This is a genomic window from Sulfitobacter noctilucicola (assembly GCF_000622385.1).
In the GTDB taxonomy this organism is placed as follows: Bacteria; Pseudomonadota; Alphaproteobacteria; order Rhodobacterales; family Rhodobacteraceae; genus Sulfitobacter; species Sulfitobacter noctilucicola.
Window position 1 is genome coordinate 382,151 of the sequence record NZ_JASD01000008.1, and the last position, 25,019, is coordinate 407,169.

Genomic DNA, 25,019 nt, shown 5'->3' on the forward strand with positions numbered 1-25,019 from the left:
CGCGGCGTTGATATATAGGCGGCCGGATTCGGGGCCACTGGGGGCGTATATGCTAATCGGTTTTTCTTAGCAATAGACACCAATGCTACCTACCGCTTCAACTCCACCCAAGCATCAAATACATAGAAACCCCAAAGCAATGGATTGGACGCCCCAGATGCGCTTCTTCTATCTTATGAACAACACAGCTTTTGGGCTTTTGATAGGCTTTGAATTGGGCCTAGGTCTCGCTTGGATATTCAGCGCAGATATTGGAGATGATGTCACAAAATTCTATACTTATCTGATTGCGGCATCAGTTTCTCTGATAGCTGCAACAATTACGCTCATTGGTGTGTTCGCAAGTATTGAAAGAGCAAATTCAGCGGAAGCCGAAACGCGCCATCGAAAACTGATCTCGGCACGAGCCCTCTTGCCTACTAGCCTTGCAAAAATGTGCAAAATTTGTGAAGCTGGAATGCTGTATTCGAACGGTTTCGAAAAATTTTTGAAAGATCTAGGTGAAGCCGAATTCAGGGCTACCTCCCTGAAAGAGCTCGAAGTTCCAAGCGATGTAGTTGCCGTTTTCCGAGATATCATTGAACTCAGCGACGATGAAGCTATCAGAAACCGGATAGCCGGGGTTATTCGGGAACACCAAGTACACTTAGCAAGATGGTCTTCAGAATTTACAAAAAACACTGGTATGCTCCCTAAAACCAAAGACGAGTTAAAACAACGAACCGTCGGTTGGGCATATCTTTACGCAATCACTGTGTCGCTATTCGGCTATGGTAGAGGAGAGACTGAAAAATTGCAGAATGTCGATCCACACCAGTTAATCAGCTCTGCCCTAAATGTCCGCTACCACTCTTCAATTTTTGTTGAAGATTTTGAGGAAGAAGTCGGACTGTACGCCCGCACCTTCGAACGGCGTTTCAAATAGCAAAACGCCCCGCAGTTTCCCGCGAGGCGTTTCAATCTCAGGCAACGGAGTTTTTAAAAAACTCCGGGACGTTTTCTTCAAAAGAAAACGACTACCCCTTCTCTTCGACAATCTCGATCATGTGGCTGATCTTGTTGATCATGCCGCGCACGGAAGGTGTATCTTCCAGCTCGCGTGTGCGGTGCATTTTGTTCAGGCCCAGACCAACCAGCGTAGCACGCTGTTTTGCAGGGCGACGGATCGGAGAACCAATCTGTTTGATGACAATTGTTTTCGCCATGACTTAGGCCTCCTCAACTACGGGTGCTTGCTCACCGCTCACCTGCGGGGCATCGGTCTTGGGCAGAATGTCCGCCACTTTCTTACCGCGACGCTGAGCAACGGAGCGCGGGGAAGATTCCTTGCGCAGGCCGTCCATTGTGGCGCGGATCATGTTGTAAGGGTTCTGCGAACCGATGGACTTGGACACAACGTCCTTCACACCCAACATTTCGAATACGGCACGCATTGGACCACCGGCGATGATACCGGTACCTTCTGGTGCTGTACGCATAACCACTTTACCGGCGCCGTGACGGCCTTCCATATCGTGGTGCAGCGTGCGGCCTTCGCGCAGCTGTACGCGGATCATTTGGCGCTTGGCCTGCTCGGTTGCCTTGCGGATCGCCTCGGGCACTTCTTTGGCTTTACCTTTGCCAAAACCCACGCGACCTTTTTGGTCACCAACTACGACCAGTGCAGCAAAACCAAAGCGCTTACCGCCTTTTACAGTTTTGGACACACGGTTGATCGCGACAAGGCGATCCTGAAATTCGGGGGTCTCGTCGCGGTTATTGCGGCGGTTGCCTCCACGGTTGTCGTCTCTGGCCATGCTGGCCTCCTTGATCTGCGGGCGTGTGCCCTGTTTGGTTCAATCCTAGTGGGCATCTGCCCCCGGATCATCGAGAGGGCCGGTATGGCCCTCTTCGCATTGTTTGGATGATAGGGTGGGTCAAACCCACCCCTACATCAGATCTTCAGACCGCCTTCGCGGGCCGCATCTGCAACCGCTTTTACTTTGCCGTGGAACAGGAAACCGCCCCGGTCAAAGTATGCTTCTTCAACACCGGCTTTTTTCGCACGCTCGGCGATTGCCGCGCCCACTTTCGAAGCTGCTTCGATGTTGTTCTTGCCCACGAAACCCAAATCCTTTTCGAGTGTCGAAGCAGAAGCCACTGTCTTGCCGTTCAAATCGTCGATCAGCTGAACGCTGATGTTCTTGTTTGAGCGGTGCACGCTGAGGCGCATGCGCCCTGCGTTTACGCGGCGAAGTTTGTTCCGAACGCGCAGGCGGCGTTTGATGAACAGTTGTCTTTTGCTGTTTGCCATCTTGTGCGTTCCTTACTTCTTCTTGCCTTCTTTGCGGAAGACGAACTCACCCTTGTAGCGGATGCCTTTGCCCTTGTAGGGTTCGGGCTTGCGCCAAGCGCGGATGTTCGCGGCGACTTGACCAACAAGCTGTTCGTCAATGCCTTCCACAACGATTTCGGTCTGTTTTGGCGCCGTTACAGTCACACCATCAGGTGCAGTGTAATCAACGTCGTGCGACAGGCCGAGGTTCAGTTTCAGCGTGTTACCCTGCATTTGCGCACGATAACCAACACCTTGGATCTCAAGCTCTTTCTTGAAACCTTCGGTAACGCCGGTGACCAGGTTCGCAACCATTGTGCGGCTCATGCCCCACTGCTGGCGTGCGCGCTTGGATTTGCCACGTGGGATCACGGAAACCGTGTTGTCTTCCACTTTCAGATCGACGTCGTCTGTCGCCTTGAAAGTACGGACACCCTTGGGGCCTTTGACTTCGATTGACTGGCCAGACACAGAGGCTGTTACACCACTGGGCAGCTCAACCGCTTTTTTACCAATACGAGACATCTTGCGCTCCTTAGAATACGGTGCAGAGCACTTCGCCGCCAACATTGGCGCTACGTGCATTTGCGTCCGACATCACACCCTGAGGGGTGGAGACAATCGACACACCCAGACCCTGACGGACCTGTGGGATGTCATTGGCGCCCATGTAAACGCGGCGACCGGGCTTGGAAACCCGCTTCAGCTCGCGAATAACAGGTTCGCCCTCGTAGTACTTCAGGCTGATTTCGATGGCAGGATGGCCGTCGGCGCCTGTCATCTTTTCGTAGCCGCGAATGTAGCCTTCGTCCGCAAGCACATCCAGAACCCATGCACGCAGCTTTGAGGCTGGTGTCATGACTGTGGATTTGCCGCGCATCTGGCTGTTGCGGATGCGTGTCAGCATATCTGCGATAGGATCGTTCATAATGTGCGCTCCTTACCAGCTCGACTTGACCATGCCGGGGATCTGGCCTGCTGAGCCAAGATCACGCAGCGCGATACGCGAGATTTTCAGTTTACGGTAATAGGCGTGAGGACGGCCCGTCAGCTGGCAACGGTTGTGCAGACGCACAGCGCTAGAGTTGCGGGGCAGCTTCGCCAGCTTCAGGGAGGCGCGGAAACGCTCTTCCATCGGCTTGCTCTCATCACTTACGATTTCCTTCAAGGCAGCGCGCTTTTCAGCGTACTTCTTGACCAGTGCTTCACGCTTTTTCTCGCGTGCGATCATGGATTTCTTAGCCATATCTAAATCCTTCCCGCGCTTATTTCGTGAAAGGCATGTTGAACGCTGTCAACAATGCTTTCGCTTCTGCGTCGGTTTTCGCCGTGGTGGCGATGACGATGTCCATACCCCAGTTTTCATCGATTTTATCAAAATCGATTTCGGGGAACACGAGGTGCTCTTTGAGACCCATGGCATAGTTGCCACGACCATCAAAAGATTTAGCCGAGATGCCGCGGAAGTCGCGGATACGAGGCATAGCAATCGTGATCAGACGATCCATGAATTCATACATACGCGCGCCGCGCAGGGTCACTTTCGCGCCCATTGGCATTTCTTCACGTACGCGGAAACCCGCGATGGACTTCTTGGCAATCGTCGTCATGGCTTTTTGGCCGGCGATCAGTGTCAGGTCTTCCTGAGCTGATTTGGCTTTCTTGCTGTCACGTACGGCGGCAGCACCACAACCGATGTTCAACACGACCTTATCAAGACGCGGGATCATCATGTCGTTGCTATAGCCAAACTCTTCACGCATCTTTGCACGAATTTCATCGCGGTAGACTGTGAGAAGGCGGGGTGTGTACTCTGCGTTATCAAGCATCGATCACATCTCCCGTGGTTTTGGCAAAGCGTACTTTCTTGTCGCCTTCCATCTTGAAGCCTACGCGTGTCGCTTTGCCATTGGCATCAACGAGCGCGAGGTTGCTCAGATCAATCGGCATTGCCTTGGGGATACGACCGCCCTGGCTTTCCTGTGATTGACGTGTGGCGCGGATAGAGATGTTGATCCCTTCCACGACGGCCTTGTTGGCGGATGGCATGACGGACGTAATGTTGCCTGTCTTGCCTTTGTCCTTACCGGCCAGCACGATGACCTTGTCACCTTTGCGAAGTTTAGCAGCCATTACAGCACCTCCGGCGCGAGCGAGATAATCTTCATGAAGTTTTTGCCGCGCAATTCACGAACAACCGGCCCAAAGATACGTGTACCAACGGGTTCGTTATTGTTGTTCAGGATGACTGCTGCGTTGCGGTCAAAGCGGATGGCTGTGCCATCTTCGCGACGAACTTCTTTGGCTGTGCGAACAACGACGGCCTTACGGACGTCGCCTTTTTTCACACGACCGCGAGGGATGGCTTCCTTGACCGACACGACAATAATGTCGCCGACGGATGCGTACTTACGCTTGGAACCACCCAATACCTTGATGCACTGAACACGGCGCGCGCCGCTGTTGTCAGCAACATCCAGGTTGGTCTGCATCTGGATCATTTGGTTTCTCCCGACCTTCAGGGCGCGATGCGTGCGTGATCCCCGGGGTTTCGATTAAGTTGTTCGGTGCTTCAGGCTTCCGCCGTGATCACTTCCCAACGCTTGGTCTTTGACTTTGGTGGACATTCAATGATGCGAACGCTGTCGCCGACTTTGAATGTGTTGTTCTCATCGTGGGCCCGGTACTTCTTGGACTTACGGATGGTCTTCTTCAGAACCGGGTGCGTAAAGCGACGCTCTACGGATACGGTGACTGTCTGGGCGTTGGCGTCCGATGTAACGGTGCCAGTCAGGATACGCTTGGGCATTGATTAGGCCTCCGTCGCAGCGGTCGCTGCTTTCTGGTTCAACACTGTGTGCACGCGGGCCACGTCACGCTTGACGCTACGCAGACGCGCAGGGTTTTCAAGCTGGCCGGTGGCCTGCTGGAAACGCAGGTTGAATGCTTCTTTTTTCAGGTTCACAAGTTCATCGCGGAGTTGATCCGGTGTCTTGTCGTGCAGTTCCTTGGCGTTCATGCGCCTCTCCTTTCAACATCACCGGCAGGCCGCATGTGCGTTACCCTGATTCCGGTGGAGTCTGTTCCGAAGTGCGCCGTATAGGAGGGTTATCGATAGGGTGCAACCCTTCATTCCCACAATCACAGGATACTGCTGACGCATGTCGGCTTTTGCGTTATCCTATTACCATTTTTACAATCAATAAGGATTTCTCAATGCTATTGCGCACCCTGACCGCCCTCGTCTTCTTTGGCTTTCCCGCTCATGCCGATGTCTGGAGCTTCGGGACCCCTTCAGGAAACATCGAATGCATCGTTGGCGAAGGCTTCAACGGATCCGATATTGAGTGCACCATCTACAAACGCAACCAGCGGGCGAAGGTAAGTGCACTTGCTGCCTGCCCCACCAGTCGCGGCATCACCTTTTTCATGCAGGAGCGCGGCGGCGTTCAAGGGGCTTGCACCGCGCCCGGTGCGCGGGCCATCGGCACACAGAGGGTGGCTGAATACAACGTCGAGGGCAAATTTGGAGGATTCACTTGCTACTCAGCCACCTCTGGTTTGCAATGCCGCAACCTCGACGGCCATGGCTTCCACCTGTCACGCAACAACCAACAAGTCTTCTAGGATGATCTGGCCACTGGCCAACACGCGCGATAAGACAAACACATGACCCAAATCAAATCCCTCTTCGCCACCCGCCTTTATCACGCGCAACTCTCTGCACAGGGGAAACCCATTGATCCGGACGAGATGGAAGCCTCCTGTATCGCCATTGCCAATGACGATGAAGCGGGTCAGGATTGGTGCGAGGAGAATGGCTATGCCGGGTACACCTCTTACGCATCACTCGATGACCTGCCTTACCGGTTCCCCATATTCGCAGACCTCGTCAAAGTGCTGGACAAGCACGTGGCGGCTTTTGCCAAAGACCTCGCTTTCGATCTGGGCAACCGCAAGCTCAAACTCGACAGCCTCTGGATCAACATCCTGCCCGAAGGTGGAATCCACACCGCCCACATCCACCCTCATTCGGTGATTTCCGGTACCACGTACGTGACCATGCCCGAAGGCGCGAGCGCGATCAAATTCGAGGACCCACGGCTGGCAATGATGATGGCCTCACCGGGGCGTTTGAAGGATGCACCGGAGGAGTTGCGCCAGTTCATCTACGTAGAGCCTGAGGTTGGTGACGTCCTGCTTTGGGAAAGCTGGCTGCGCCATGAGGTGCCTATGAATATGGTTGAAGAAGATCGTGTATCGGTCAGTTTTAATTATGCGTGGGCAGCATGACCGGCAGCGCCGACCTGCGCCATACTCCCTTGGCTGATCTTGTCGTCGATGATTGTAAGCGGCCAACAAAACCCGATCTCGGCTCGGTGGACAAAAACGCCCTTCGGGCCGGCCGGCACCTTGCGGCCATCCACCGGCATTACCTTGGCGATCTCGCGCGGATAAAAGAGGTGCTGCAACGGGTTGAGGCAGGTGACGCCCCACCGGCAGAACTTGCGCACATTGTGATTGATGCGGAAATGACCAAAAATCTGCGGGCAGTAGGGACAATCTGTGGACAGGAATGCGGTGTCCTAAAAATGCACCATGACATCGAAGAGCAGTCAATCTTTCCCTTGCTACACAACCGTGGAACATCGCAGATCAAAATAATCGTTGAACGACTGCAAACAGAACACCTTGTGGTCCACGAATTGCTTGAGCGCCTTGGCACTGCCGCCCAGCAGCTTTCGAATGAACCATCTGACGATGCATTTCAGGACACAACCGCCATTTTCGATCAACTTTTGGCGGTCGTGAAATCGCATTTCAAATATGAGGAAACAACGCTGGAAGAAGCTTTGGGTGTTTTCGGCGTAAACGTCTGAACACCTCAAGATAGGTCAAACGAAAAGCCCCCGCTGATTACTCAGCGGGGGCTTTCTATTTCCTAGTAGACGGAACGGGCATTTGCGGACAAATACCCTGCCTCCGGCGCGCCAGACCCCGCCAAAGCGGGGTCTACGTTGTTACCAGTCTTCGCGTACGACGACCCGGGTCTTGATCGGCAACTTCATCGCCGCAAGACGCAGCGCTTCGCGCGCGACATCATCGTTCACGCCGTCGATCTCGAACATCACGCGACCGGGCTTCACTTTGCAGGCCCAGAAGTCCACGGAACCTTTACCTTTACCCATACGAACTTCGACAGGCTTTGAGGTGACAGGTACGTCTGGAAAGATACGGATCCAGACACGGCCCTGACGCTTCATGTGACGCGTCATGGCACGACGTGCAGCTTCGATCTGACGTGCAGTTACACGCTCAGGCTCAAGCGCCTTCAGGCCGTAGGTGCCGAAGTTCAGGTCAGACCCGCCCTTCGCCAGACCCTTGATCGAGCCTTTGAACTGCTTGCGGAATTTCGTCCGTTTTGGCTGTAGCATTTCAGGCCTCCTTAGCGCCGACCGCCGGCACCGCGAGGTGCTGGGCCGTCTTGCATTTCCTGTGCCTTGCGGTCACGCGCGGCCGGATCATGTTCCATGATCTCGCCCTTGAAAATCCACGTCTTGATGCCGATGATGCCATAAGCAGTCGCCGCTTCAACGTGGGCGTAATCGATGTCAGCACGCAGTGTGTGCAGGGGCACGCGACCCTCACGGTACCATTCGGTACGCGCGATCTCTGCACCGCCCAGACGGCCGGCAAGGTTACAACGGATGCCCAGTGCACCCATACGCATAGCGTTCTGTACCGCACGCTTCATGGCGCGACGGAAAGAGACCCGGCGTTCCAGCTGCTGTGCGATGCTTTCGCCAACCAGTACCGCATCCAGCTCCGGCTTGCGAACTTCAACAATGTTGAGGTGCAGATCGGATTTGGTGATCTTGGCGATTTTCTGACGCAGACCTTCGATGTCTGCACCTTTCTTGCCGATGATCACACCTGGACGTGCTGTGTGGATTGTCACACGGCACTTCTTGTGCGGACGCTCGATGATGACGCGGGCGATACCGGCCTGCGCGCATTCTTTCTTGATGAAGGCGCGGATGGCGAGGTCTTCAAGCAGAAGATCACCGTAGTCCTTCGTGTCGGCATACCAGCGGCTGTCCCAGGTACGGTTGACCTGCAAACGCATGCCGATCGGGTTTACTTTGTTACCCATTATGCTTGCTCCTCAACTTGACGCACGACGATTGTGACTTCGGCAAAAGGCTTCATGATCTTGCCGAACCGGCCACGCGCACGTGGACGTCCACGCTTCATGGTCAGGTTCTTGCCGACATAGGCTTCCGCCACGATCAGCTCGTCTACGTCCAAGTTGTGATTGTTCTCGGCGTTGGCGATTGCAGACTGAAGACATTTCTTCACATCCTGCGCGATCCGCTTTTTGGAGAATGTGAGGTCGGTCAATGCCCGCTCCACTTTCTTGCCACGGATCAGACCAGCAACGAGGTTCAGTTTCTGCGGCGACGTTTTCAGCATGCGCAGCTTTGCACGTGCTTCGTTGTCTGCCACGCGGCGGGGATTCTTATCCTTGCTCATGGCTTATTTCCGCTTCGCTTTTTTGTCGGCGGCATGACCGTAGTAGGTCCGTGTTGGTGAATACTCACCAAACTTCTGACCGATCATTTCTTCGCTGACGTTTACAGGGATGTGCTTGCGGCCGTTGTAGACACCGAATGTCAGACCCACAAACTGAGGCAGGATCGTGGAACGGCGCGACCAGATCTTGATCACTTCATTCCGACCGCTCTCACGTGTCGCTTCGGCCTTCTTGAGGACATAAGAGTCAACAAAAGGACCTTTCCATACTGAACGAGACATAAATTAACGCCCCTTCTTCTTGGCGTGCCGTGAGCGGACGATAAGTCTGCTGGACGCTTTGTTCTTGTTACGTGTCTTGGCACCCTTGGTTGGCTTGCCCCATGGGGTAACCGGGTGACGACCACCGGATGTACGGCCTTCACCACCACCGTGCGGGTGGTCGATCGGGTTCATAACGACACCACGTACAGAAGGACGGATGCCCTTGTGACGCATGCGGCCCGCTTTACCGTAGTTCTGGTTGGAGTTGTCAGGGTTGGACACGGCACCAACGGTGGCCATGCATTCCTGACGCACCAGACGCAGTTCGCCGCTGCTCAGACGGATCTGAGCATAGCCACCGTCACGACCAACGAACTGGGCGTATGTACCGGCGGCACGTGCGATCTGACCGCCCTTGCCGGGCTTCATCTCGATGTTGTGGATGATTGTACCGATAGGCATGCCTGAGAAAGGCATCGCGTTACCGGGCTTGATGTCTGCCTTCTGCGAAGCAATCACCTTGTCGCCAACTGCCAGACGCTGAGGGGCAAGGATGTAGGCCTGCTCGCCATCTTCGTACTGGATCAGGGCAATAAATGCTGTCCGGTTCGGGTCATATTCGATCCGAGCGACTACAGCGGACATGTCCAGCTTGTTGCGCTTGAAATCAACGATACGGTAGAGGCGCTTTGCACCACCACCTGTACGACGCATTGTGATCCGTCCGGTGTTGTTCCGTCCGCCAGATTTGGTCAAACCCTGAGTGAGGGCCTTGACCGGGCGGCCTTTCCAAAGCTCCGAACGGTCGATCAGTACCAGCCCACGCTGGCCCGGCGTCGTCGGTTTGTACGACTTGAGTGCCATGTTGTCTGTCTTCCGTTTAGCTGTGCGGCAGAGATGGCTTTTGAAGGCCGGTGTCTGCCGATGGTTATAGGGCCCCGAAGGTCCCCGATTTATCTGCTGCATGCGCAGCAATAACAAAACCCCAGACGAATCTGGGGCCATGCCGATGGGGTCGTTTAGGGGGGATGCGGGTGAGGGTCAAGTAGAACTAGGCCTTGCGATCAAGGATTGGTCTTTTCCCTGCATACTCCAGTGTTCTAGTCCTTATTCCAGAAGACAGCGCTCCGCCGATCTATACGAGTTGACCGCTGCTGAGCACACCTGCGGATTTCAGGTGCTCAACGGGTGAAACCGCTTCCTTCGCGCTTACTAGGTCGTCAGCTATCTTTCTCGGATTTACGCGCAAATATGCACGGATCTATCTGGGCCACCGCCGTTGAAAGCGCTGAAGCAACAACGGCCCTTATATCCGCTCCCCCACCCCATACCCAAACGGGTAGCTCACTACTGCCGATGCTCTCATAGCTATCCGCAGGGGCGCAGGACAGCGTGTGATCCGTCTGGCATCAATGGTCCCAAGGAAACGACCTCCAGGATGACCACAAATGAAACAACAATCGCTCCTGATGAAAGCACGCAAGGCCCGCGTCACCGCGTTACGGCGACTGAACAAGAGGGGACGCTCCAGCCGGACAAGACCTTCGCGTCTGACCTTTCGCTCTGCCACTGCTTTTGCCGAACAGATGACGGTAGACCGGTTGTTCAAGAAGTACGGCACGATGACCGGATTGGGCTAACGCCTCACCAATGGTCAAGGACCATGGTGCAACCGGCATGGATGCCTACACCCCGGACGCAAGCGTTTTGCGTCCTACCTCACTCACCGGCGCAATTCGTTGCGCCGGTCTTTTTTGTGCTGGCTGTGCTGACGCTCAGACACACATGCGGCATTCACCAACGGATCTGAAACGCAAAAAGGCCCCGCCGCTTCCGGCAGGGCCTTTTCAATTCTACGCAGACCGATCAGAGACCGGTAGATACGTCAATCGTGTTGCCCTCTTCGAGCGTCACGTAGGCTTTTTTGACGTCTTTCCGCTTGCCCAACTGGCCGCGGAACCGCTTTACCTTGCCTTTGGTGATGGTCGTGTTCACGGCCTTCACCTTAACACCGAAGAGCGCCTCGACGGCTTCTTTGATCATTGGCTTGTTGCTCTCCATCGCCACTTCGAAAACAACCGCGTTGGCTTCGGATGCCATGGTCGCTTTTTCTGTGATGATCGGCTTGCGGATCACGTCATAGTGGTTGTGCTTGGCGCTCATTTCAAACGGGCCTCCAATGCTTCGACGCCCGCCTTTGTGATCACCAGAGTGTCACGCTTGAGGATGTCATATACGTTTGCGCCCATTGTCGGCAGGATATCCAGACCTTCAATGTTACGCGCGGCTTGTGCGAAGTTTTCGTTCACTGCAGCACCGTCGATTACCAACGCGCGCTTCCAACCGAGGTTGGAAATCTGCTTGGCCAACGCGGCTGTCTTACCTTCGGATGTTGCATCCTCAATAATGACCAGCTCACCGGCTTTTGCTTTGGCGGACAGCGCATGACGCAGACCCAACTTGCGGAACTTCTTGGTCAGCTCGTGACCGTGGCTACGCACCTTGGGACCCTTGTAAACACCACCCCCGCGGAAGATCGGAGCAGAACGTGCGCCGTGGCGCGCGCCGCCGGTGCCCTTCTGGCGATAGATCTTCTTGGTGGAGTAGTCGACTTCGGACCGTGTCTTGACCTTGTGTGTGCCGGCCTGCGCGTTGTTACGCTGCCAGCGCACGACGCGGTGCAGGATGTCGGCACGTGGCTCGAGGCCGAACAGAGCCTCGTCCAAGTCTACCGAACCGGCCTTGCCGCCGTCGAGTTTGATGACATCGAGTTTCATGCGTCACCTTCTTTCTTGTCTGCATCGCCAGCTTCAGGTGTTGCACCCTCTTCTGCGATCTCGGCTTCGGCTGCTTTCAGCGCTTCTGCTTCTGCGGCTGCCTGCTCTTCTGCAAGGCGTGCTGCTTCTGCTTCGGCCTCAGCGGCGGCTGCGGCGGCTGCTTCTTCAGCGGCTTTTGCGGCTTCGCGTGCGGCAGATGCCAGTGCTGCAGGAACGATGGCATTGTCGGGGAACGGCTTTTTGACCGCGTCCTTAACTGTGACCCAACCGCCCTTGGAGCCTGGAACAGCGCCTTTGACCATGATCAGGCCACGTGCAGCATCTGTTTTCACAACTTCGAGGTTCTGCGTCGTCACGCGGGCAGCGCCCATGTGACCGGCCATTTTCTTGCCTTTGAAAACCTTACCGGGATCCTGACACTGACCTGTAGAACCGTGTGAACGGTGAGAGATGGAAACACCGTGCGTCGCACGCAGACCGCCAAAGTTGTGACGCTTCATCGCACCGGCAAAACCTTTACCGATCGATGTGCCTGCAACATCAACGTACTGACCTGCGAAATAGTGGTCCGCAATGATCTCTTCGCCAACGGGCAGCATCGCATCCGCGTCAACGCGGAATTCTGCAACCTTACGCTTTGGTTCAACCTTTGCTGCTGCAAAGTGCCCGCGCATCGCCTGAGACGTCCGCTTGGCTTTTGCTGTACCTGCGCCAAGCTGAACAGCAACATAGCCGTCCTTCTCAACTGTACGCTGTGCAACAACCTGAAGGTTATCGAGGTGAAGAACGGTTACAGGAATCTGCTTACCGTCTTCCATGAACAGTCGGGTCATCCCCAACTTTTTTGCAATAACGCCTGAGCGCAACATAACAATTACCCTCCGACTATTATGACTGCAGCTTGATCTCGACGTCCACACCAGCGGCGAGGTCGAGCTTCATCAGCGCGTCAACGGTCTGGGGAGTCGGATCAACGATATCCAGCAGGCGCTTGTGCGTGCGGATCTCGAACTGGTCACGGGATTTCTTGTCAACGTGGGGGCCACGCAGAACGGTGAATTTTTCGATTTTGTTGGGCAGTGGGATCGGTCCACGGACCGATGCGCCTGTCCGTTTCGCGGTGTTCACGATTTCCTGTGTGGAAGTATCCAGCACGCGGTAATCAAACGCCTTGAGACGGATGCGGATATTCTGGCTTTGTGCCATAAGTGTCATCCCCTTGGGTCGGGGTTTCAACGGATTGGAGGATATCGGCTCATCCGGCACCCTCATCGCGTCTTATGTCAACTCAAACGGGGCGCGCTATTTGCGCACCCCGCTGAGTTAGGTGGCGTATAGGGTGAGTCTGTTTGGGTGGCAAGAGAAATAGCAACATTTTCGAGCCGTGCCGGAACAGTCGATTTATCTAACTGTGTAGCTCCTGAAATTGCCCGTTCCAATAGATGAGGGCACCCGCCTGCGCCGTCCCCCGTATTGCCCTGACCCGTCCGATCACGATGGAGTGGGTACCGCGATCTATCATCTCATCCACCTCGCAATCAAATGCGGATGGTGCCCCCTTGAGCAATGACGCCCCCGTGACGCAGGTCTCCCACTCAGCCCCTTCGTAGCGCGCCGGCCCTTTGACGCCGCCAAATCCCGCAAACTTCTCTCCCACATCTTGATGACCGGCACCCAGCGACGACCACCCAAAGCAACCGTACTTCTTGAGCAACGGCCAACTTGACGCGTTCCGGTTGACGCAGGCCAGAAGCAGCGGCGGTTCCGCACTTAGTGAAATGGCGGAAGTGACGACAAGCCCAGACTTGTCATTACCCAAGCCAACCGAGATGATCGAACAATTCCCGACCAAGGCCCGCAAAGCGTTCGTAAAGGACTTTGGTGAAATCTCGGGCACTTATCTGATTCCGGCTTCTTCCAGAAGGGGCAGTACATTGTCACGGAAAAACGGGAACTCTTCGACGTAATCGACAAAGGAAAGTGTCGTTCCGGCAAAGCCGGTTTTATGCAATGTGATGATCCCGTCAGCGACTTGTCGTGGCGTCCCCACCAACGGAAAACCACCGTGCCCCATCGCAAAAAGGTTCTTGATCTGCGCCAACAGGTCGTGCGGAAAGCTTTGAGCATGGGCGAATTGAAGGTTAACAAGATTGTCGACAGCATCCCAATCCGCCAGATCGCCCATCAAACGGTCCCTCAGCGCCGTTGCTTCTTCTTCGGTCTCTCGACAGATCACATGGCTGAAGGTTAAAACACCGACATCGCGGCCTTTGGAGCTCGCCAAGTCTTGTAGCTCTTTGATCTCCTCAACAGAGCGCGTCAGATCAATAGCAGGGGTGAAAAGGTAATCCGCATTGTCCGTGGCAAACGCCCGCCCCGTTTCGGACCCCGCTGCATTCAGAATCGGAGGTCTGCCATCTACGGGCTTCGGATCACCGGCGACATGCTTGAGGTTGAAGTACTTGCCGTCCCAGTCGAAATACTCATCAGACGTCCAGAGGTTCTCGACGACATCGAACCATTCCTGCGCGTAACCGTACCGGGTCTCATGATCATCTGGCAGGGTCAGACCAAGCGCTTCGTATTCGGGCTTGTTCCAGCCAGCCACGATATTGAGGCCGGATCTTCCATTCCCGATCTGATCCATCGTCGCAATCTGCTTGGCCACCACAACCGGATTGTTCGCAGCCGTGTGGATTGTGGCAAAGACGGAAATATTTTTGGTTGATGCCAGTAGCGCCGTGGCCCACGTCACGGTCTCCAGCACACCCCCGTGAAAATCCGTTTCGCCGCCGTAGCCAATCCATCTGGCAATCGGCAGCATAAAGTCGATACCGGCATCATCCAGCATCTGTCCCAGCTTGAGATTATTGTCCCAGCTGTTGACCCAACGGTCAGGCGATTTGGTCACTGTCATGCCTGATGAACAGTTGGATGAGAATGTCCCGAGCTTGAAGCCTGATTTTTTCTTCATGAGGTTCGTCATGGCGTGTTCCTTTCCAAATATAATTTTAAGATAGAATATTAATTTAAAGTTAGATTCTAAAATTCGGTTGCGTCAATACTTTTGATGGGGATCAATAGGCCGCAGGAGGTAACCCATTGTCCGAAAGCGAAAACAATCGATCCAATCCGGTGAACTTCGAGTGGCATCTGGCTGGCGACCCCGTTGAGGTCGCTTTCACAGAACTTGAATTTGCCCTCATGCGCACCTTCGAAGGGTTCGGTAGATGGCAGTCAGAATGCCTTGCCTCTGTTTCCGAGCTTGCAGCAAGCGGTCCAGAGAATGCGCTGCTGCATATCATTCGAATGAATGACCGACCAAAATCGATCAAGGAACTGGCACGCCTGACCAATCGCGATGATGTCCCAAACATCCAATATGCGATCCGTAAACTGGTGGGTGCTGGCCTCGTCTGCAAAATGGGATCGGGGCGGGGCGGTGTAACCTACGAAGCCACGGCGGAAGGGCGGAAGGTTACCGATGACTACAGCGCGTTAAGGCGTGCATTACTGATCAAAGAGATCAAGAATTTGCCCGAGTTTGCTGAAAGGTTTCAAGAGGCTGTTCGAACCTTGAACATGCTCTCCGGCATTTATGAAGAGGTATCGCGCGTGGCGGCGACGCACCGGCGGTGACAAGCTGCGCGTTATGCGCAAACGTAAAAGGCCGCCCCGGTGTGGAGCGGCCTTTTGTATTTCTTGAGCAACCGAGCCGACACCTTGCTCTCGTGATCTTTTCCTCAAGGGGAAAAGACACTGCCACAAGGCGTCGCACCGGCAACAACGCCGATGTGTTGTTGCTTATTCAGTGATCTTGGAAACCACGCCCGCGCCAACGGTGCGGCCGCCTTCGCGGATCGCGAAACGCAGGCCCTGCTCCATCGCGATCGGCGCAATCAGCTCGACGTCGAACTTCAGGTTGTCGCCAGGCATAACCATTTCAGTGCCTTCTGGCAGCTGAACAGTACCGGTGACGTCTGTTGTCCGGAAGTAGAACTGTGGACGGTAGTTCGCAAAGAACGGCGTGTGACGGCCACCCTCTTCCTTGGTCAGGATATAGGCTTCGGCTTCGAACTTTGTGTGCGGGTTCACGGAACCGGGCTTACAAAGAACCTGGCCACGCTCAACACCTTCACGGTCCACACCACGCAGCAATGCGCCGATGTTGTCGCCCGCTTCACCACGGTCCAGCAGCTTGCGGAACATTTCAACGCCTGTGCAGGTCGTCTTCTTGGTGTCGCGGATACCAACGATCTCGATTTCGTCGCCAACGTTGATCACGCCACGCTCGACACGGCCTGTCACAACTGTACCACGACCGGAGATCGAGAATACGTCTTCCACAGGCATCAGGAACGGCTGGTCAACCGCACGTGCAGGTGTCGGGATGTATTCGTCAACAGCTGCCATCAGCTTTTTGATGGAGTCTTCGCCGATCTCGTTGTCACGGCCTTCCATGGCTGCCAGAGCGGAACCAGGAATGACAGGGATGTCGTCGCCAGGGTACTCGTAAGAGGACAGAAGCTCGCGGATTTCCATTTCCACCAGTTCCAGCAGCTCTTCGTCGTCAACCTGATCCACTTTGTTCATGTAAACAACCATGTACGGGATGCCAACCTGACGGCCGAGCAGGATGTGCTCGCGTGTCTGTGGCATCGGGCCGTCGGCCGCGTTCACAACCAGGATCGCGCCGTCCATCTGCGCGGCACCGGTGATCATGTTCTTAACATAGTCCGCGTGACCCGGGCAGTCGACGTGCGCGTAGTGGCGTGTCTCTGTCTCGTACTCAACGTGCGCTGTGGAGATCGTGATACCGCGTGCTTTTTCTTCGGGCGCGCCGTCGATCTGGTCGTACGCTTTGAAGTCACCGAAGTACTTGGTGATCGCTGCTGTCAGTGTCGTCTTGCCGTGGTCAACGTGGCCGATTGTGCCGATGTTCACGTGCGGCTTATTACGTTCAAACTTTTCCTTTGCCATGGTAGTAGCGCCCTTTTTGACTGAGGGGCCACAATCGGCCCGATCCTTATATGGCGGGCGATGTATTGGACTGCGGGATGAAAATCAAGCGCGAGTTGATGTATCGCGCGAAAGGATGACTATTCCGCAGCCACGGCAGCGTCAGCTGTGCCATCGAACCAGCCATTTTCCTTATTTTGCTGCACCAGATAGTTCTCAAGCTGCTTGGCAGCATTCTGCGCGAGGTTCTTAAGCTGCTCTTCGGCGGACTTGGTATATCCCGATCCGACAACAGGCCCCTGATCCAGCGATTCCAGCACCGTGATCTGATGCGGCTTGGGGGTGAGCTTTTTGTTTTTGGCGTCATCCCAGACCGTTACGTTGATGATCAGGATGGATTTGGGCGAAAATACCAGCGGAATACCGGGCTGCGCCAGCACATAACCTTCGATGCTCATCCCGAAGTGATAGTCGCGTGTACCGGAATAGCGACCAAACCGTTCTTCTGTGGCATCTGTCAGCGCTTTGACCAGCACCTCTTCGCTGACTTCGCGGCTGAGCGGGCCTTTGACGGCTTTGGGAGCAACCGCGATGTTATGGACCAGATTGAAATCGCCCAACGGCACCGGCGCATCGGCCAGATCGCGGGCACCGTTGCAGGCAGTAAGCACAAGAAGACCGATCAAAATCAAACTCTGGCGTAGCACATTCAATCCTTTATTCGTCCCGGCACAACTTGCGCGATACCCCAGTAACGGCAAATGTGCAATCTACGCAGCAGGCCGGGCTTGGCAGGTGGCTACCCTTCACTGGGCCGTCTTTTCACAGATTCTCTGTAAGGCCTGCCAGTCGCTATCACTCATCGATGGCGTATATCCGGCATCTTCCTGCACGACCGCCTGCGCCGCCGTAATGCGCTCCCCCAACGACGGGTGGCTGAGGAAATGCGCTACAACGCCATCGCTGTCGCCGTATTTCTTGCGCATATTCGCAAACATATCGCCCAGCGCGCCGGGGTTTACCCCTGCCTTGGCCAGCACGTCGTGCGCAAAAGCATCAGCGCCTGTTTCAGCCGCTTGAGAGTACTGGGCAGAAATTAGCCGTTCGGTCAGGAACAACACTGCCGCACCACCGGCAAAATCGCCAAACAAAAGTCCCAGAACGCCGATGGAGCCCGCCGAGCGCAGCGCATGGCGTGTCGGGTCACTGCTGACCACGTGCCCGATCTCGTGGGCGAGCACCGCGGCTACCTCGTCAGGGCCTTCAGCGGCTTCAATAAGCCCGCGGAACAGCACAACGAAGCCGCCGGGCAGCGCAAATGCATTGACCATCTCGTGGTCCAGAACGGACACGGTGACCTGATCGCCAAAGTCGACATCGGTGCCCAGACGTATGACCAACCGCTTCAGAGCGGCGGCACCTTCGTCAGCCTCGCACACGGCGAGCGGGTTCAGACCCGTCTCATCCAACGCATTTCTGATTTGGCCAAAGGTCGCCTCGCCCAGCGCGCGCTCGCCCTCTGGCGGGATGAACCCTGCAAGATTGTCTGCAAGCAACGGCACCAGCACGAAAATCTGCAATCCAACAGCAGCCACAGCCGCGACCGCCCAGGCGATCAACCGCCCACGCCCTTTGGGTGGTGCCGGTTTCGAAAGATTGGGCAGATGCGCCAACAGGCTCTGATCCGTGGCGAAAAGTCGGGCGACCGGATCAGTTGTGCGGCGCAGGACATAGCCGTTCTTTCCCGCCATATCCGGGAGTTTGCGGACCTCTTCGACCGGCCATCGCAATGTCTCTCCGTGGTCAAGCCCGATCTGCAGCATGCCGGCGGCGATATGCAGCGACACTTCTTCCGGTTCCGGGCTGTCACCATCGAAATAGGCGGCACCGAAGCCGTCAAACCCGATACTCATATCGCAGCCCCCAAATCGAGCGCTTCGGCAAAGCCCTCTGCTTCGGCGAATTCATCCCGCGTGCGTTGGCTAATCAGCGGCAGACCTGCGATTAACGGCAGACTGGTTGTTCGCGCCATATGACGCATCAGCGGAAATGTAACGAAAGTATTATAAAGCACGCCCCACATCAGGAAGAATGTCAGATACAGGATCGCCAGCAAAACAAACGAAAGCCAGCTTGGCATGTCCTGCAATACGTCCATACCAAGATAATTGTTCGATGCCAGACTGTCAGGTCCAGCGAACATCAATATCGCCAGCAGAACAAGGGCCAGCACCCCCAACACCAGCATGGTATAGGCGATGAAATTACCGAGCACATAGATGAAGGTCACGCGCGCACCACTTAGCGCGGAAGCGAACTGTATGCCCGGACCGATTTTGTGATTAGCCATGATCCGCTTGGACACCCAACGGTAGTAGATCGCGCCGAAAACCATGCCTGACAACGCAAGCGGGAACAGTAATAAACGCTCGGGATCGTGCCATGCCGTCGCAAGACTGCCTCCTTCGAAAAGATCCTCAATCGCCGGAAAGATCAGGCTGCTATCGCTCAGATCGGCAAGTACCGGATCCCACCAGAACGTCCAGAGCGCAGCACCTGCAAGTAAAAGCAGGCTCAGGACAAGCGGAATAGTGGCGCGGTACAGCATCTGCCAGTTTCCACCCTGCAAAAGCCGTGCGGAGCCGTAGAACGTCCGATCCGTTTTGTATTTCTCCAGCAAAAACGTCATGCGCGGCCAGAGAATGCCAAGCGTCACAATCGTCACGAACCAGTACCAAAGCGCCCGCAGTGCATAGCCCCACGCGCCTTTCTCAAGACCAAAGCGCACGCCACGCCAACGGGTGCGGGCCAGCACGTACCGCCTCGCGCGGTAGCGGGCATAAAACCAAATGGGAATGACCCCCGCGAAACTGAGCACATAGCCCAGAACGGAAGAATTGAAGACAGAGAAGCTGACGAACATTAGCAACAGGTTCACGATGCCGATGTAGAAGGTCAGGATGACCACCGCGATAAAAAAGCCCAGAAGCTTTTCCAACGGATCACCCACATATTCCAACGGATGTCCGCCGGGCCGCATGGCGGACCAATACCACCGCCGCAGGCGGGTTTTCATCCAGAAGCGGTAAAAGCCAAGTGTTAAGATTGTGAAGAATCCGGTCTTGAGCGCGAGCCAGAAGAGAGCTCCGCGTTTTCCGGTAAATGTAACGCTGATCCCGTTTTCCGGCTCCGTCCCCATGGGGACATCCAGCGGATGGGGAACAGTTCGCCATGGGCCGTTAAGATTTGTCGTCTCGGTCATGACCCTATCACGGCATCAGGTGAAAGAATTGTCACGGGGAAAACCGCGCGGTGCCATTCTGCCGGCCCCGGCCCGCTTGCCCGTCCATTCGGCCAACTCTGTCTCTGTACGGGTGCGTCCCGCCGGATCAAGCCACGACAGCCCTTCGTCACGCAGGAAGGTTGTGGCGTCAGACAACCCGCCGTCTTTGTATTTTTGCAGACGCACGCCTTTGCCCTTCGACATCTCTGGCAGTTCGTCGAGCGCGAACACCAGCACTTTGCGATTCTCGCCCACCGTTGCCACGCTATCGCCAGCGACCGGTTTGCACACCAGCGCCCGGGTGTCGCCGCGTACGTTCAACACCTGCTTGCCGCTTTTCGTCTGGGCCACGACTTCGGCCTCGGGCACGACGAATCCGTCCCCCGCGCTGGAGGCGACCAATAGCTTGCGATCAGGTTGGTGGATAAACAGCGCGACGATCTGTGCCTCGTTCGGCAAATCGACCATGAGGCGAAGCGGCTCCCCCATGCCCCGCCCACCGGGCAGGTTAGACGCCGAAAGCGTATAGAAGCGCCCGTTCGAGCCAAAGACCAGCAAGCGGTCCGTGGTCTCTGCGTGGAAGATATGCGCGGGCCCGTCGCCGTCTTTGAATTTCAGCTCACGCGCCAGATCGATGTGACCTGTCATCGCCCTGATCCAGCCCATTTGCGAACAAACAACCGTGATCGGCTCGCGGTCGATCATCGCCTCAAGCGGCACATCCTCGATTTCGCCGGCTTCGGCAAAGGTGCTACGCCGTGCGCCCCCTTCGTAGTCTTTGCCAAACTGCTTCTTCGTCGCCCGCAGCTGGTCTGTAATCGCATCCCACTGGAGGCTTTCGCTTTCCAGCAAATCCTCAAGGCCCGCGCGCTCTTCCATCAGCGCAGATTGCTCGCGCAGCAGTTCAAGCTCTTCCAGTCGCCGCAGGGACCGCAGGCGCATGTTCAAAATGGCATCGACCTGAACGTCCGACAGCTCACCATCGCCCGGTGGCGGGGTGACATAATCCGCTTCGTCCATCGCGCGGACATGGGTCTTGCCCCAGTCTTCGCGCATCAGGGCGGCCTTGGGATCATCGTCATAACGGATAATATCGATCACACGGTCGAGGTTGAGAAACGCAATAATGAAACCTTCGAGCACCTCAAGACGGTGATCGATCTTTTCCATCCGGTGTGCCGAACGCCGCTGCAAGACTTCGCGCCTGAAATCAAGGAAGGCACGCAGCACTTCCTTCATCGAGCAGACCTTGGGTGTCACACCGTCGATCAACACATTCATGTTCAGCGAAAAGCGAACTTCGAGATCGGAGTGCCGGTACATCATGCCCATAAGCACTTCGGGATCGACGTTCTTGGACCGCGGCTCAAGCACCATGCGGATGTCTTCGGCTGATTCGTCGCGGACATCAGCGAGAATCGGTATCTTCTTGGTCTGGATCGCCTCGGCGATCTTTTCGATCAACTTGCCCTTTTGCACCTGATAGGGAATCTCGGTGATGACGATTTGCCATTGGCCACGCCCCAAGTCCTCAACTTCCCAACGGCAACGCAGGCGGAACCCGCCCTTACCGGTGCGATAAGCGGTGGCGATGTTCTCTGGCGGCTCCACAATGATGCCGCCGGTGGGGAAATCAGGCCCCGGCACGAAGTTCAGCAGAGTGTCATCCCGGCAATCCGGCACCTTGATCATATGGATACAGGCGTCGCAAAGTTCCGCAATGTTGTGCGGCGGAATGTTCGTCGCCATCCCCACCGCAATACCGCTTGATCCATTGGCGAGCAGATTGGGGAACTGAGCGGGCAAAACCGCAGGTTCGGTCAGCGTGCCGTCATAGTTCTCGCGGAAATCGACAGCGTTTTCTGTCAGACCTTCCAGCATCGCCTCGGCGACTGCCGTCATCCGTGCTTCGGTATAGCGCGAGGCGGCAGGGTTATCGCCGTCGATGTTGCCAAAGTTGCCCTGCCCGTCGACCAACGGGTAGCGCACGTTGAAATCCTGCGCGAGCCGCGCCATCGCATCATAGATCGCGGCGTCCCCGTGCGGGTGATAGTTGCCCATCACGTCGCCGGAAATCTTTGCCGACTTTCTGAAACCGCCGTTCGACGCCAGTCTCAATTCGCGCATCGCATACAAGATGCGGCGGTGCACAGGCTTTAGCCCGTCGCGGGCATCCGGCAAGGCGCGGTGCATGATTGTGGACAACGCATAGGTCAAATACCGCTCGCCCAACGCAAGGCGCAGCGGTTCGGAGACATTGCGTGGATCAGCCTCGGGAGGATCGGTCAAATCTGACATGACGTGTTTTCTATCCGCGCCATTCGACAGCAGCAAGCGGTAGGTTGAATGCAACTGCACGTATTGCGGCATGAAGGACACGCGGGGACCATAAATCCGGTTTTCCCCTCAAAGTTAAGCAAAGATTACCGTAGTGCATCACAGAGCGCAGGTTTTGTGCTAGACTTCCGATTAGTAGATTTACGGGGCGATGTGATGGTACGTTTTATTATGCTTTCTTTCGGCTTTATGGGCTGGGCGTTTTATGAAATGAGCGGCGGCAATGAATTTGACGCGACCGCCGTCCGGACTGCACGGCTTGAAGCCGAAGCCGCAGAGAAAGCCGCTAAAGCTCCCCCGACTGCCGCTGTTGTCGCGCAAGCTGACAAAGCATTTATCGACACTGATCCTCCGCTTGCGCCGGCACCAGCCGAAGTAACCCGCGTTTCGCTGAACCTCACATCACTTGAGACTACGCCGCAGCAGAAGACAGTGACCGTTCCGAAGAACGTTGGAAACGTGACATCGTCCGCTGACACACCAGCGATCATCCCCAGCCTGATTGATCCGAACGACGGCGTGACAACAACTGCCGCCGCGAACGGGGCGGGCCTGAACGATATCCGGACCGTATCCGGCAACCGCGTGAATGTTCGTGGCGGGCCCGGCACGGATTTCGGCATCGTCAGCCGCCTTGTACGGGGCGACGAGGTTAAAATCGTGCAGGATGACGGCAACGGCTGGGTACGTTTTGAAACCCTTGACGGGGACACCGGCGGCTGGATGGCAGACTTCCTGCTGACCAACGGATAATCCCAAGCCGCTCAGGCGGTTGCAAATATATGCAGTGCACGCGATGAAAGGCCTCCCTTGACCGGAGGCCTTTCTCATGTCCAACACACCCGCGCAAAAATCCATCCTGATCACAGGCTGTTCCAGCGGGATCGGATATGCCGCCGCGCATGGCATGCGCGCAGAAGGCTGGCGGGTTTTTGCGGCATGCCGAAAAGCAGAGGATTGCGCGAGACTTGAGGCCGAAGGATTCAACGCGCCGCAACTCGACTACGCGGACGAGCAGAGCATCAAGGCGGCCCTGGCGGAAGTTTTGGCCGAAACCGGCGGCACGCTCGATGCACTTTTCAACAACGGGGCTTTTGCCCTGCCCGGCGCAGTTGAGGATTTACCGACGGACGCATTGCGCAGCATTTTCGAGGTGAACTTTTTCGGCTGGCACACACTGACACGGGCTGTTTTGCCGGTCATGCGCGCACAGGGGCACGGTCGGATTGTTCAGTGTTCATCAGTGTTGGGTCTGGTCACTCTGCCCTGGCGCGGGGCGTATATCGCGTCAAAGTTTGCGCTTGAAGGGCTGACCGATACGCTCAGGATTGAAATGCGCGACACCGGCATTTCGATCAGCCTGATTGAACCGGGGCCTGTCACCTCGAAGATCAGGGCAAATTCGATTCCGCATTTTGAGCATTGGGTGGACTGGGAAAACTCTGCCCGCGCTGCCCAGTACCGCGACAAATTGTTGAAACGTCTTTATGCGTCCAGCGGTCCGGACCGGTTTGAACTGCCGCCCGAAGCAGTGGTTGCAAAGCTGTTGCATGCTGTCACGCACCCGCGCCCGAAACCGCGGTATTACGTCACAACCCCGACCTATATTTCAGGAATACTGCGCCGTATCCTACCGACGCGGGCGCTTGATTGGGTGGTGAGCCGCTGATAGCCCTTGCGGATAAGGCCATCCCCGCTACATCTCAGCGTCAATGACAAGGAATCCTTATGTTTGACGATCCGCTATTCATCATCGTTCTGATCGCTGTGCTGGCCGTTGCCGTTATCCTGATGTTGGGAATGGGCGGATTTGCCAGTGGCGGTGCCTTCAACAAGAAACATTCCAACAGACTAATGCGATACCGCATCGTTGCGCAGTTTGTGGCGGTCCTGCTCATCCTGCTGTTTGTCTGGCTTCGCGGAGGAGCAAACTGATGGTCGTACTCAACAAGATTTACACACGCACCGGTGATGCCGGGACTACGGCGCTGGGCAACGGGTCCCGTGTGGCGAAATACGATGCGCGGGTCGAGGCATATGGCACCGTTGACGAGTTGAACTGCTTTGTCGGGATCGCGCGGCTTGAAGCGGAAGGCGAAACCGATGCAGCCCTTTCCCGTATACAGAACGATCTGTTTGATCTGGGCGCGGATCTATGCCGCCCCGATATGGCCGCTGACAAAGATGCCGAGTACCCGCCCCTTCGGATGGCCGCCGCACAGGTGGACAGGCTGGAAGCCGAGATTGACGTGATGAACGCAGCGCTTGAGCCGTTGCGCAGTTTCATCTTGCCCGGTGGCACCAAACTGGCGGCACAGCTGCACGTCTGCCGCACAGTCGCCCGCCGCGCCGAACGTCTGGCGGTGTTGCTTGCCGGCGAAGAAGATGTGAACGAAGCGGCGGTGAAATACCTGAACCGTTTAAGTGACTGGTTTTTTGTTGCCGCGCGCGTTTCGAACAACGGCGGTAAGGATGATGTGTTGTGGGTGCCAGGCGCTAACCGTTGAACGTTCAGCCGTAAAATCAACAGCTTTGGGAGCCCAGAATAAAG

General features: G+C 55.9%; 37 protein-coding genes. 10 read left to right on the forward strand and 27 right to left on the reverse strand.

What is annotated here, in order from left to right; genetic code table 11:
* Positions 1–175: 175 nt before the first annotated feature.
* Positions 176–925: a hypothetical protein gene (locus Z946_RS0105395; RefSeq protein ID WP_152540554.1), complete on the forward strand. Its 750-nt coding sequence runs from the start codon at positions 176–178 to the stop codon at positions 923–925.
* 91 nt (positions 926–1,016) lie between these two features.
* Here the strand turns inward: Z946_RS0105395 and rpmD are convergent, their stop codons facing one another.
* The 11 genes from rpmD to rpmC form a co-directional block, all read right to left on the reverse strand.
* On the reverse strand, positions 1,017–1,205 hold the full coding sequence (rpmD, locus tag Z946_RS0105400) for a 50S ribosomal protein L30 (RefSeq protein WP_025054712.1): 189 nt from the start codon (positions 1,203–1,205) through the stop codon (positions 1,017–1,019).
* A gap of 3 nt (positions 1,206–1,208) precedes the next feature.
* Positions 1,209–1,796 carry a 30S ribosomal protein S5 gene (gene rpsE / locus Z946_RS0105405; protein ID WP_025054713.1) on the reverse strand — a complete coding sequence of 196 codons (588 nt, stop codon included), beginning with the start codon at positions 1,794–1,796 and terminating at the stop codon, positions 1,209–1,211.
* A 137-nt stretch (positions 1,797–1,933) separates the two neighbouring features.
* Complete coding sequence (gene rplR / locus Z946_RS0105410) at positions 1,934–2,293, reverse strand: 50S ribosomal protein L18 (protein ID WP_025054714.1); 360 nt, start codon at positions 2,291–2,293, stop codon at positions 1,934–1,936.
* Positions 2,294–2,305: 12 nt separating this feature from the next.
* Positions 2,306–2,839: a 50S ribosomal protein L6 gene (rplF, locus tag Z946_RS0105415; RefSeq protein WP_025054715.1), complete on the reverse strand. Its 534-nt coding sequence runs from the start codon at positions 2,837–2,839 to the stop codon at positions 2,306–2,308.
* 10 nt (positions 2,840–2,849) lie between these two features.
* Positions 2,850–3,242: a 30S ribosomal protein S8 gene (rpsH, locus tag Z946_RS0105420; protein ID WP_037969073.1), complete on the reverse strand. Its 393-nt coding sequence runs from the start codon at positions 3,240–3,242 to the stop codon at positions 2,850–2,852.
* 12 nt (positions 3,243–3,254) lie between these two features.
* Positions 3,255–3,560, reverse strand: coding sequence for a 30S ribosomal protein S14 (gene rpsN / locus Z946_RS0105425; protein WP_025050517.1), 306 nt, complete (start codon positions 3,558–3,560; stop codon positions 3,255–3,257).
* Positions 3,561–3,579: 19 nt separating this feature from the next.
* On the reverse strand, positions 3,580–4,143 hold the full coding sequence (gene rplE / locus Z946_RS0105430; RefSeq protein ID WP_025054717.1) for a 50S ribosomal protein L5: 564 nt from the start codon (positions 4,141–4,143) through the stop codon (positions 3,580–3,582).
* A complete protein-coding gene (gene rplX / locus Z946_RS0105435) occupies positions 4,136–4,447 on the reverse strand; it encodes a 50S ribosomal protein L24 (protein ID WP_025054718.1) in 312 nt (103 codons plus the stop codon). Before rplX ends, rplE begins: the two co-directional genes overlap by 8 nt.
* The gene (gene rplN / locus Z946_RS0105440) at positions 4,447–4,815 is read right to left on the reverse strand and encodes a 50S ribosomal protein L14 (RefSeq protein WP_008757934.1); all 369 of its coding nucleotides are present in this window, start codon (positions 4,813–4,815) and stop codon (positions 4,447–4,449) included. The genes rplX and rplN overlap by 1 nt, the downstream gene beginning before the upstream one ends.
* A 71-nt stretch (positions 4,816–4,886) precedes the next feature.
* Positions 4,887–5,123 carry a 30S ribosomal protein S17 gene (gene rpsQ / locus Z946_RS0105445; protein ID WP_025050514.1) on the reverse strand — a complete coding sequence of 79 codons (237 nt, stop codon included), beginning with the start codon at positions 5,121–5,123 and terminating at the stop codon, positions 4,887–4,889.
* A 3-nt stretch (positions 5,124–5,126) separates the two neighbouring features.
* Entirely contained in the window at positions 5,127–5,333 is a 207-nt protein-coding gene (gene rpmC, locus Z946_RS0105450) for a 50S ribosomal protein L29 (RefSeq protein WP_025054719.1), read from the reverse strand.
* Between the two features lie 197 nt (positions 5,334–5,530).
* On the opposite strand from rpmC, the gene Z946_RS0105455 reads away from it, so the two are divergent.
* Genes Z946_RS0105455 through Z946_RS0105465 form a run of 3 tightly spaced genes read left to right on the forward strand, consistent with a single transcriptional unit; the run spans position 5,531 to position 7,194 of the window.
* A complete protein-coding gene (locus Z946_RS0105455) occupies positions 5,531–5,941 on the forward strand; it encodes a DUF6636 domain-containing protein (RefSeq protein ID WP_025054720.1) in 411 nt (136 codons plus the stop codon).
* Positions 5,942–5,983: 42 nt separating this feature from the next.
* Positions 5,984–6,607: a 2OG-Fe(II) oxygenase family protein gene (locus tag Z946_RS0105460; RefSeq protein WP_025054721.1), complete on the forward strand. Its 624-nt coding sequence runs from the start codon at positions 5,984–5,986 to the stop codon at positions 6,605–6,607.
* Positions 6,604–7,194: a hemerythrin domain-containing protein gene (locus Z946_RS0105465; RefSeq protein ID WP_152540555.1), complete on the forward strand. Its 591-nt coding sequence runs from the start codon at positions 6,604–6,606 to the stop codon at positions 7,192–7,194. Before Z946_RS0105460 ends, Z946_RS0105465 begins: the two co-directional genes overlap by 4 nt.
* 141 nt (positions 7,195–7,335) lie before the next feature.
* Here the strand turns inward: Z946_RS0105465 and rplP are convergent, their stop codons facing one another.
* From rplP to rplB, 5 genes are read right to left on the reverse strand one after another with little or no spacing between them, the layout of a single operon-like run.
* On the reverse strand, positions 7,336–7,749 hold the full coding sequence (gene rplP, locus Z946_RS0105470) for a 50S ribosomal protein L16 (protein ID WP_025054723.1): 414 nt from the start codon (positions 7,747–7,749) through the stop codon (positions 7,336–7,338).
* Between the two features lie 11 nt (positions 7,750–7,760).
* A complete protein-coding gene (rpsC, locus tag Z946_RS0105475; protein WP_025054724.1) occupies positions 7,761–8,468 on the reverse strand; it encodes a 30S ribosomal protein S3 in 708 nt (235 codons plus the stop codon).
* Entirely contained in the window at positions 8,468–8,848 is a 381-nt protein-coding gene (gene rplV, locus Z946_RS0105480) for a 50S ribosomal protein L22 (RefSeq protein ID WP_025054725.1), read from the reverse strand. Before rplV ends, rpsC begins: the two co-directional genes overlap by 1 nt.
* A gap of 3 nt (positions 8,849–8,851) precedes the next feature.
* A complete protein-coding gene (rpsS, locus tag Z946_RS0105485; protein ID WP_025054726.1) occupies positions 8,852–9,130 on the reverse strand; it encodes a 30S ribosomal protein S19 in 279 nt (92 codons plus the stop codon).
* Positions 9,131–9,133: 3 nt separating this feature from the next.
* Entirely contained in the window at positions 9,134–9,976 is an 843-nt protein-coding gene (rplB, locus tag Z946_RS0105490) for a 50S ribosomal protein L2 (RefSeq protein WP_025054727.1), read from the reverse strand.
* Positions 9,977–10,560: 584 nt separating this feature from the next.
* Here rplB and Z946_RS0105495 point away from each other — a divergent pair.
* The gene (locus Z946_RS0105495) at positions 10,561–10,752 is read left to right on the forward strand and encodes a hypothetical protein (protein ID WP_025054728.1); all 192 of its coding nucleotides are present in this window, start codon (positions 10,561–10,563) and stop codon (positions 10,750–10,752) included.
* Positions 10,753–10,978: 226 nt separating this feature from the next.
* Here Z946_RS0105495 and Z946_RS0105500 read toward each other — a convergent pair whose 3' ends face one another.
* The 6 genes from Z946_RS0105500 to Z946_RS0105525 form a co-directional block, all read right to left on the reverse strand.
* On the reverse strand, positions 10,979–11,275 hold the full coding sequence (locus tag Z946_RS0105500) for a 50S ribosomal protein L23 (protein ID WP_025050502.1): 297 nt from the start codon (positions 11,273–11,275) through the stop codon (positions 10,979–10,981).
* Complete coding sequence (gene rplD / locus Z946_RS0105505) at positions 11,272–11,889, reverse strand: 50S ribosomal protein L4 (RefSeq protein ID WP_025054729.1); 618 nt, start codon at positions 11,887–11,889, stop codon at positions 11,272–11,274. Before rplD ends, Z946_RS0105500 begins: the two co-directional genes overlap by 4 nt.
* Positions 11,886–12,758, reverse strand: a complete 873-nt coding sequence (gene rplC, locus Z946_RS0105510) for a 50S ribosomal protein L3 (protein WP_037969074.1) — start codon at positions 12,756–12,758, stop codon at positions 11,886–11,888. The genes rplD and rplC overlap by 4 nt, the downstream gene beginning before the upstream one ends.
* Before the next feature lie 19 nt (positions 12,759–12,777).
* On the reverse strand, positions 12,778–13,095 hold the full coding sequence (rpsJ, locus tag Z946_RS0105515) for a 30S ribosomal protein S10 (RefSeq protein ID WP_011567658.1): 318 nt from the start codon (positions 13,093–13,095) through the stop codon (positions 12,778–12,780).
* A 199-nt stretch (positions 13,096–13,294) separates the two neighbouring features.
* On the reverse strand, positions 13,295–13,786 hold the full coding sequence (locus tag Z946_RS0105520; protein ID WP_025054731.1) for a flavin reductase family protein: 492 nt from the start codon (positions 13,784–13,786) through the stop codon (positions 13,295–13,297).
* A complete protein-coding gene (locus tag Z946_RS0105525; protein WP_025054732.1) occupies positions 13,787–14,875 on the reverse strand; it encodes an LLM class flavin-dependent oxidoreductase in 1,089 nt (362 codons plus the stop codon).
* 218 nt (positions 14,876–15,093) lie between these two features.
* Between Z946_RS0105525 and Z946_RS0105530 the strand changes: the two genes are divergently transcribed.
* A complete protein-coding gene (locus tag Z946_RS0105530; protein WP_081780866.1) occupies positions 15,094–15,528 on the forward strand; it encodes a winged helix DNA-binding protein in 435 nt (144 codons plus the stop codon).
* Positions 15,529–15,693: 165 nt separating this feature from the next.
* Here Z946_RS0105530 and tuf read toward each other — a convergent pair whose 3' ends face one another.
* The 5 genes from tuf to Z946_RS0105555 all read right to left on the reverse strand — a co-directional run bounded on the left by tuf (position 15,694) and on the right by Z946_RS0105555 (position 22,429).
* On the reverse strand, positions 15,694–16,869 hold the full coding sequence (gene tuf, locus Z946_RS0105535) for an elongation factor Tu (protein ID WP_025054734.1): 1,176 nt from the start codon (positions 16,867–16,869) through the stop codon (positions 15,694–15,696).
* 119 nt (positions 16,870–16,988) lie between these two features.
* Positions 16,989–17,555, reverse strand: a complete 567-nt coding sequence (locus Z946_RS20455; RefSeq protein WP_241461302.1) for a hypothetical protein — start codon at positions 17,553–17,555, stop codon at positions 16,989–16,991.
* Positions 17,556–17,654: 99 nt separating this feature from the next.
* Complete coding sequence (locus tag Z946_RS0105545) at positions 17,655–18,761, reverse strand: M48 family metallopeptidase (protein ID WP_025054735.1); 1,107 nt, start codon at positions 18,759–18,761, stop codon at positions 17,655–17,657.
* Positions 18,758–20,023, reverse strand: a complete 1,266-nt coding sequence (locus Z946_RS0105550; protein ID WP_025054736.1) for a DUF898 family protein — start codon at positions 20,021–20,023, stop codon at positions 18,758–18,760. Before Z946_RS0105550 ends, Z946_RS0105545 begins: the two co-directional genes overlap by 4 nt.
* Before the next feature lie 102 nt (positions 20,024–20,125).
* Entirely contained in the window at positions 20,126–22,429 is a 2,304-nt protein-coding gene (locus Z946_RS0105555; RefSeq protein ID WP_025054737.1) for a DNA topoisomerase IV subunit A, read from the reverse strand.
* Positions 22,430–22,624: 195 nt separating this feature from the next.
* On the opposite strand from Z946_RS0105555, the gene Z946_RS0105560 reads away from it, so the two are divergent.
* The 4 genes from Z946_RS0105560 to Z946_RS0105575 all read left to right on the forward strand — a co-directional run bounded on the left by Z946_RS0105560 (position 22,625) and on the right by Z946_RS0105575 (position 24,975).
* A complete protein-coding gene (locus Z946_RS0105560; protein ID WP_025054738.1) occupies positions 22,625–23,221 on the forward strand; it encodes an SH3 domain-containing protein in 597 nt (198 codons plus the stop codon).
* Positions 23,222–23,297: 76 nt separating this feature from the next.
* Positions 23,298–24,137, forward strand: coding sequence for an SDR family oxidoreductase (locus tag Z946_RS0105565; RefSeq protein ID WP_025054739.1), 840 nt, complete (start codon positions 23,298–23,300; stop codon positions 24,135–24,137).
* Positions 24,138–24,196: 59 nt separating this feature from the next.
* Positions 24,197–24,403 carry a twin transmembrane helix small protein gene (locus tag Z946_RS0105570; protein WP_025054740.1) on the forward strand — a complete coding sequence of 69 codons (207 nt, stop codon included), beginning with the start codon at positions 24,197–24,199 and terminating at the stop codon, positions 24,401–24,403.
* Positions 24,403–24,975, forward strand: a complete 573-nt coding sequence (locus tag Z946_RS0105575) for a cob(I)yrinic acid a,c-diamide adenosyltransferase (RefSeq protein WP_025054741.1) — start codon at positions 24,403–24,405, stop codon at positions 24,973–24,975. Before Z946_RS0105570 ends, Z946_RS0105575 begins: the two co-directional genes overlap by 1 nt.
* The last annotated feature ends 44 nt before the right edge of the window (positions 24,976–25,019 follow it).

Bases quoted from the DNA above. Each gene is read 5' to 3' on its own strand.
- Z946_RS0105395 (WP_152540554.1), top strand. From the start codon at position 176: ATGAACAACACAGCTTTTGGGCTTTTGATAGGCTTTGAATTGGGCCTA.
- rpmD (WP_025054712.1), bottom strand. From the start codon at position 1,205: ATGGCGAAAACAATTGTCATCAAACAGATTGGTTCTCCGATCCGTCGC.
- rpsE (WP_025054713.1), bottom strand. From the start codon at position 1,796: ATGGCCAGAGACGACAACCGTGGAGGCAACCGCCGCAATAACCGCGAC.
- rplR (WP_025054714.1), bottom strand. From the start codon at position 2,293: ATGGCAAACAGCAAAAGACAACTGTTCATCAAACGCCGCCTGCGCGTT.
- rplF (WP_025054715.1), bottom strand. From the start codon at position 2,839: ATGTCTCGTATTGGTAAAAAAGCGGTTGAGCTGCCCAGTGGTGTAACA.
- rpsH (WP_037969073.1), bottom strand. From the start codon at position 3,242: ATGAACGATCCTATCGCAGATATGCTGACACGCATCCGCAACAGCCAG.
- rpsN (WP_025050517.1), bottom strand. From the start codon at position 3,560: ATGGCTAAGAAATCCATGATCGCACGCGAGAAAAAGCGTGAAGCACTG.
- rplE (WP_025054717.1), bottom strand. From the start codon at position 4,143: ATGCTTGATAACGCAGAGTACACACCCCGCCTTCTCACAGTCTACCGC.
- rplX (WP_025054718.1), bottom strand. From the start codon at position 4,447: ATGGCTGCTAAACTTCGCAAAGGTGACAAGGTCATCGTGCTGGCCGGT.
- rplN (WP_008757934.1), bottom strand. From the start codon at position 4,815: ATGATCCAGATGCAGACCAACCTGGATGTTGCTGACAACAGCGGCGCG.
- rpsQ (WP_025050514.1), bottom strand. From the start codon at position 5,123: ATGCCCAAGCGTATCCTGACTGGCACCGTTACATCGGACGCCAACGCC.
- rpmC (WP_025054719.1), bottom strand. From the start codon at position 5,333: ATGAACGCCAAGGAACTGCACGACAAGACACCGGATCAACTCCGCGAT.
- Z946_RS0105455 (WP_025054720.1), top strand. From the start codon at position 5,531: ATGCTATTGCGCACCCTGACCGCCCTCGTCTTCTTTGGCTTTCCCGCT.
- Z946_RS0105460 (WP_025054721.1), top strand. From the start codon at position 5,984: ATGACCCAAATCAAATCCCTCTTCGCCACCCGCCTTTATCACGCGCAA.
- Z946_RS0105465 (WP_152540555.1), top strand. From the start codon at position 6,604: ATGACCGGCAGCGCCGACCTGCGCCATACTCCCTTGGCTGATCTTGTC.
- rplP (WP_025054723.1), bottom strand. From the start codon at position 7,749: ATGCTACAGCCAAAACGGACGAAATTCCGCAAGCAGTTCAAAGGCTCG.
- rpsC (WP_025054724.1), bottom strand. From the start codon at position 8,468: ATGGGTAACAAAGTAAACCCGATCGGCATGCGTTTGCAGGTCAACCGT.
- rplV (WP_025054725.1), bottom strand. From the start codon at position 8,848: ATGAGCAAGGATAAGAATCCCCGCCGCGTGGCAGACAACGAAGCACGT.
- rpsS (WP_025054726.1), bottom strand. From the start codon at position 9,130: ATGTCTCGTTCAGTATGGAAAGGTCCTTTTGTTGACTCTTATGTCCTC.
- rplB (WP_025054727.1), bottom strand. From the start codon at position 9,976: ATGGCACTCAAGTCGTACAAACCGACGACGCCGGGCCAGCGTGGGCTG.
- Z946_RS0105495 (WP_025054728.1), top strand. From the start codon at position 10,561: ATGAAACAACAATCGCTCCTGATGAAAGCACGCAAGGCCCGCGTCACC.
- Z946_RS0105500 (WP_025050502.1), bottom strand. From the start codon at position 11,275: ATGAGCGCCAAGCACAACCACTATGACGTGATCCGCAAGCCGATCATC.
- rplD (WP_025054729.1), bottom strand. From the start codon at position 11,889: ATGAAACTCGATGTCATCAAACTCGACGGCGGCAAGGCCGGTTCGGTA.
- rplC (WP_037969074.1), bottom strand. From the start codon at position 12,758: ATGTTGCGCTCAGGCGTTATTGCAAAAAAGTTGGGGATGACCCGACTG.
- rpsJ (WP_011567658.1), bottom strand. From the start codon at position 13,095: ATGGCACAAAGCCAGAATATCCGCATCCGTCTCAAGGCGTTTGATTAC.
- Z946_RS0105525 (WP_025054732.1), bottom strand. From the start codon at position 14,875: ATGACGAACCTCATGAAGAAAAAATCAGGCTTCAAGCTCGGGACATTC.
- Z946_RS0105530 (WP_081780866.1), top strand. From the start codon at position 15,094: ATGCGCACCTTCGAAGGGTTCGGTAGATGGCAGTCAGAATGCCTTGCC.
- tuf (WP_025054734.1), bottom strand. From the start codon at position 16,869: ATGGCAAAGGAAAAGTTTGAACGTAATAAGCCGCACGTGAACATCGGC.
- Z946_RS0105545 (WP_025054735.1), bottom strand. From the start codon at position 18,761: ATGAGTATCGGGTTTGACGGCTTCGGTGCCGCCTATTTCGATGGTGAC.
- Z946_RS0105555 (WP_025054737.1), bottom strand. From the start codon at position 22,429: ATGTCAGATTTGACCGATCCTCCCGAGGCTGATCCACGCAATGTCTCC.
- Z946_RS0105560 (WP_025054738.1), top strand. From the start codon at position 22,625: ATGGTACGTTTTATTATGCTTTCTTTCGGCTTTATGGGCTGGGCGTTT.
- Z946_RS0105565 (WP_025054739.1), top strand. From the start codon at position 23,298: ATGTCCAACACACCCGCGCAAAAATCCATCCTGATCACAGGCTGTTCC.
- Z946_RS0105570 (WP_025054740.1), top strand. From the start codon at position 24,197: ATGTTTGACGATCCGCTATTCATCATCGTTCTGATCGCTGTGCTGGCC.
- Z946_RS0105575 (WP_025054741.1), top strand. From the start codon at position 24,403: ATGGTCGTACTCAACAAGATTTACACACGCACCGGTGATGCCGGGACT.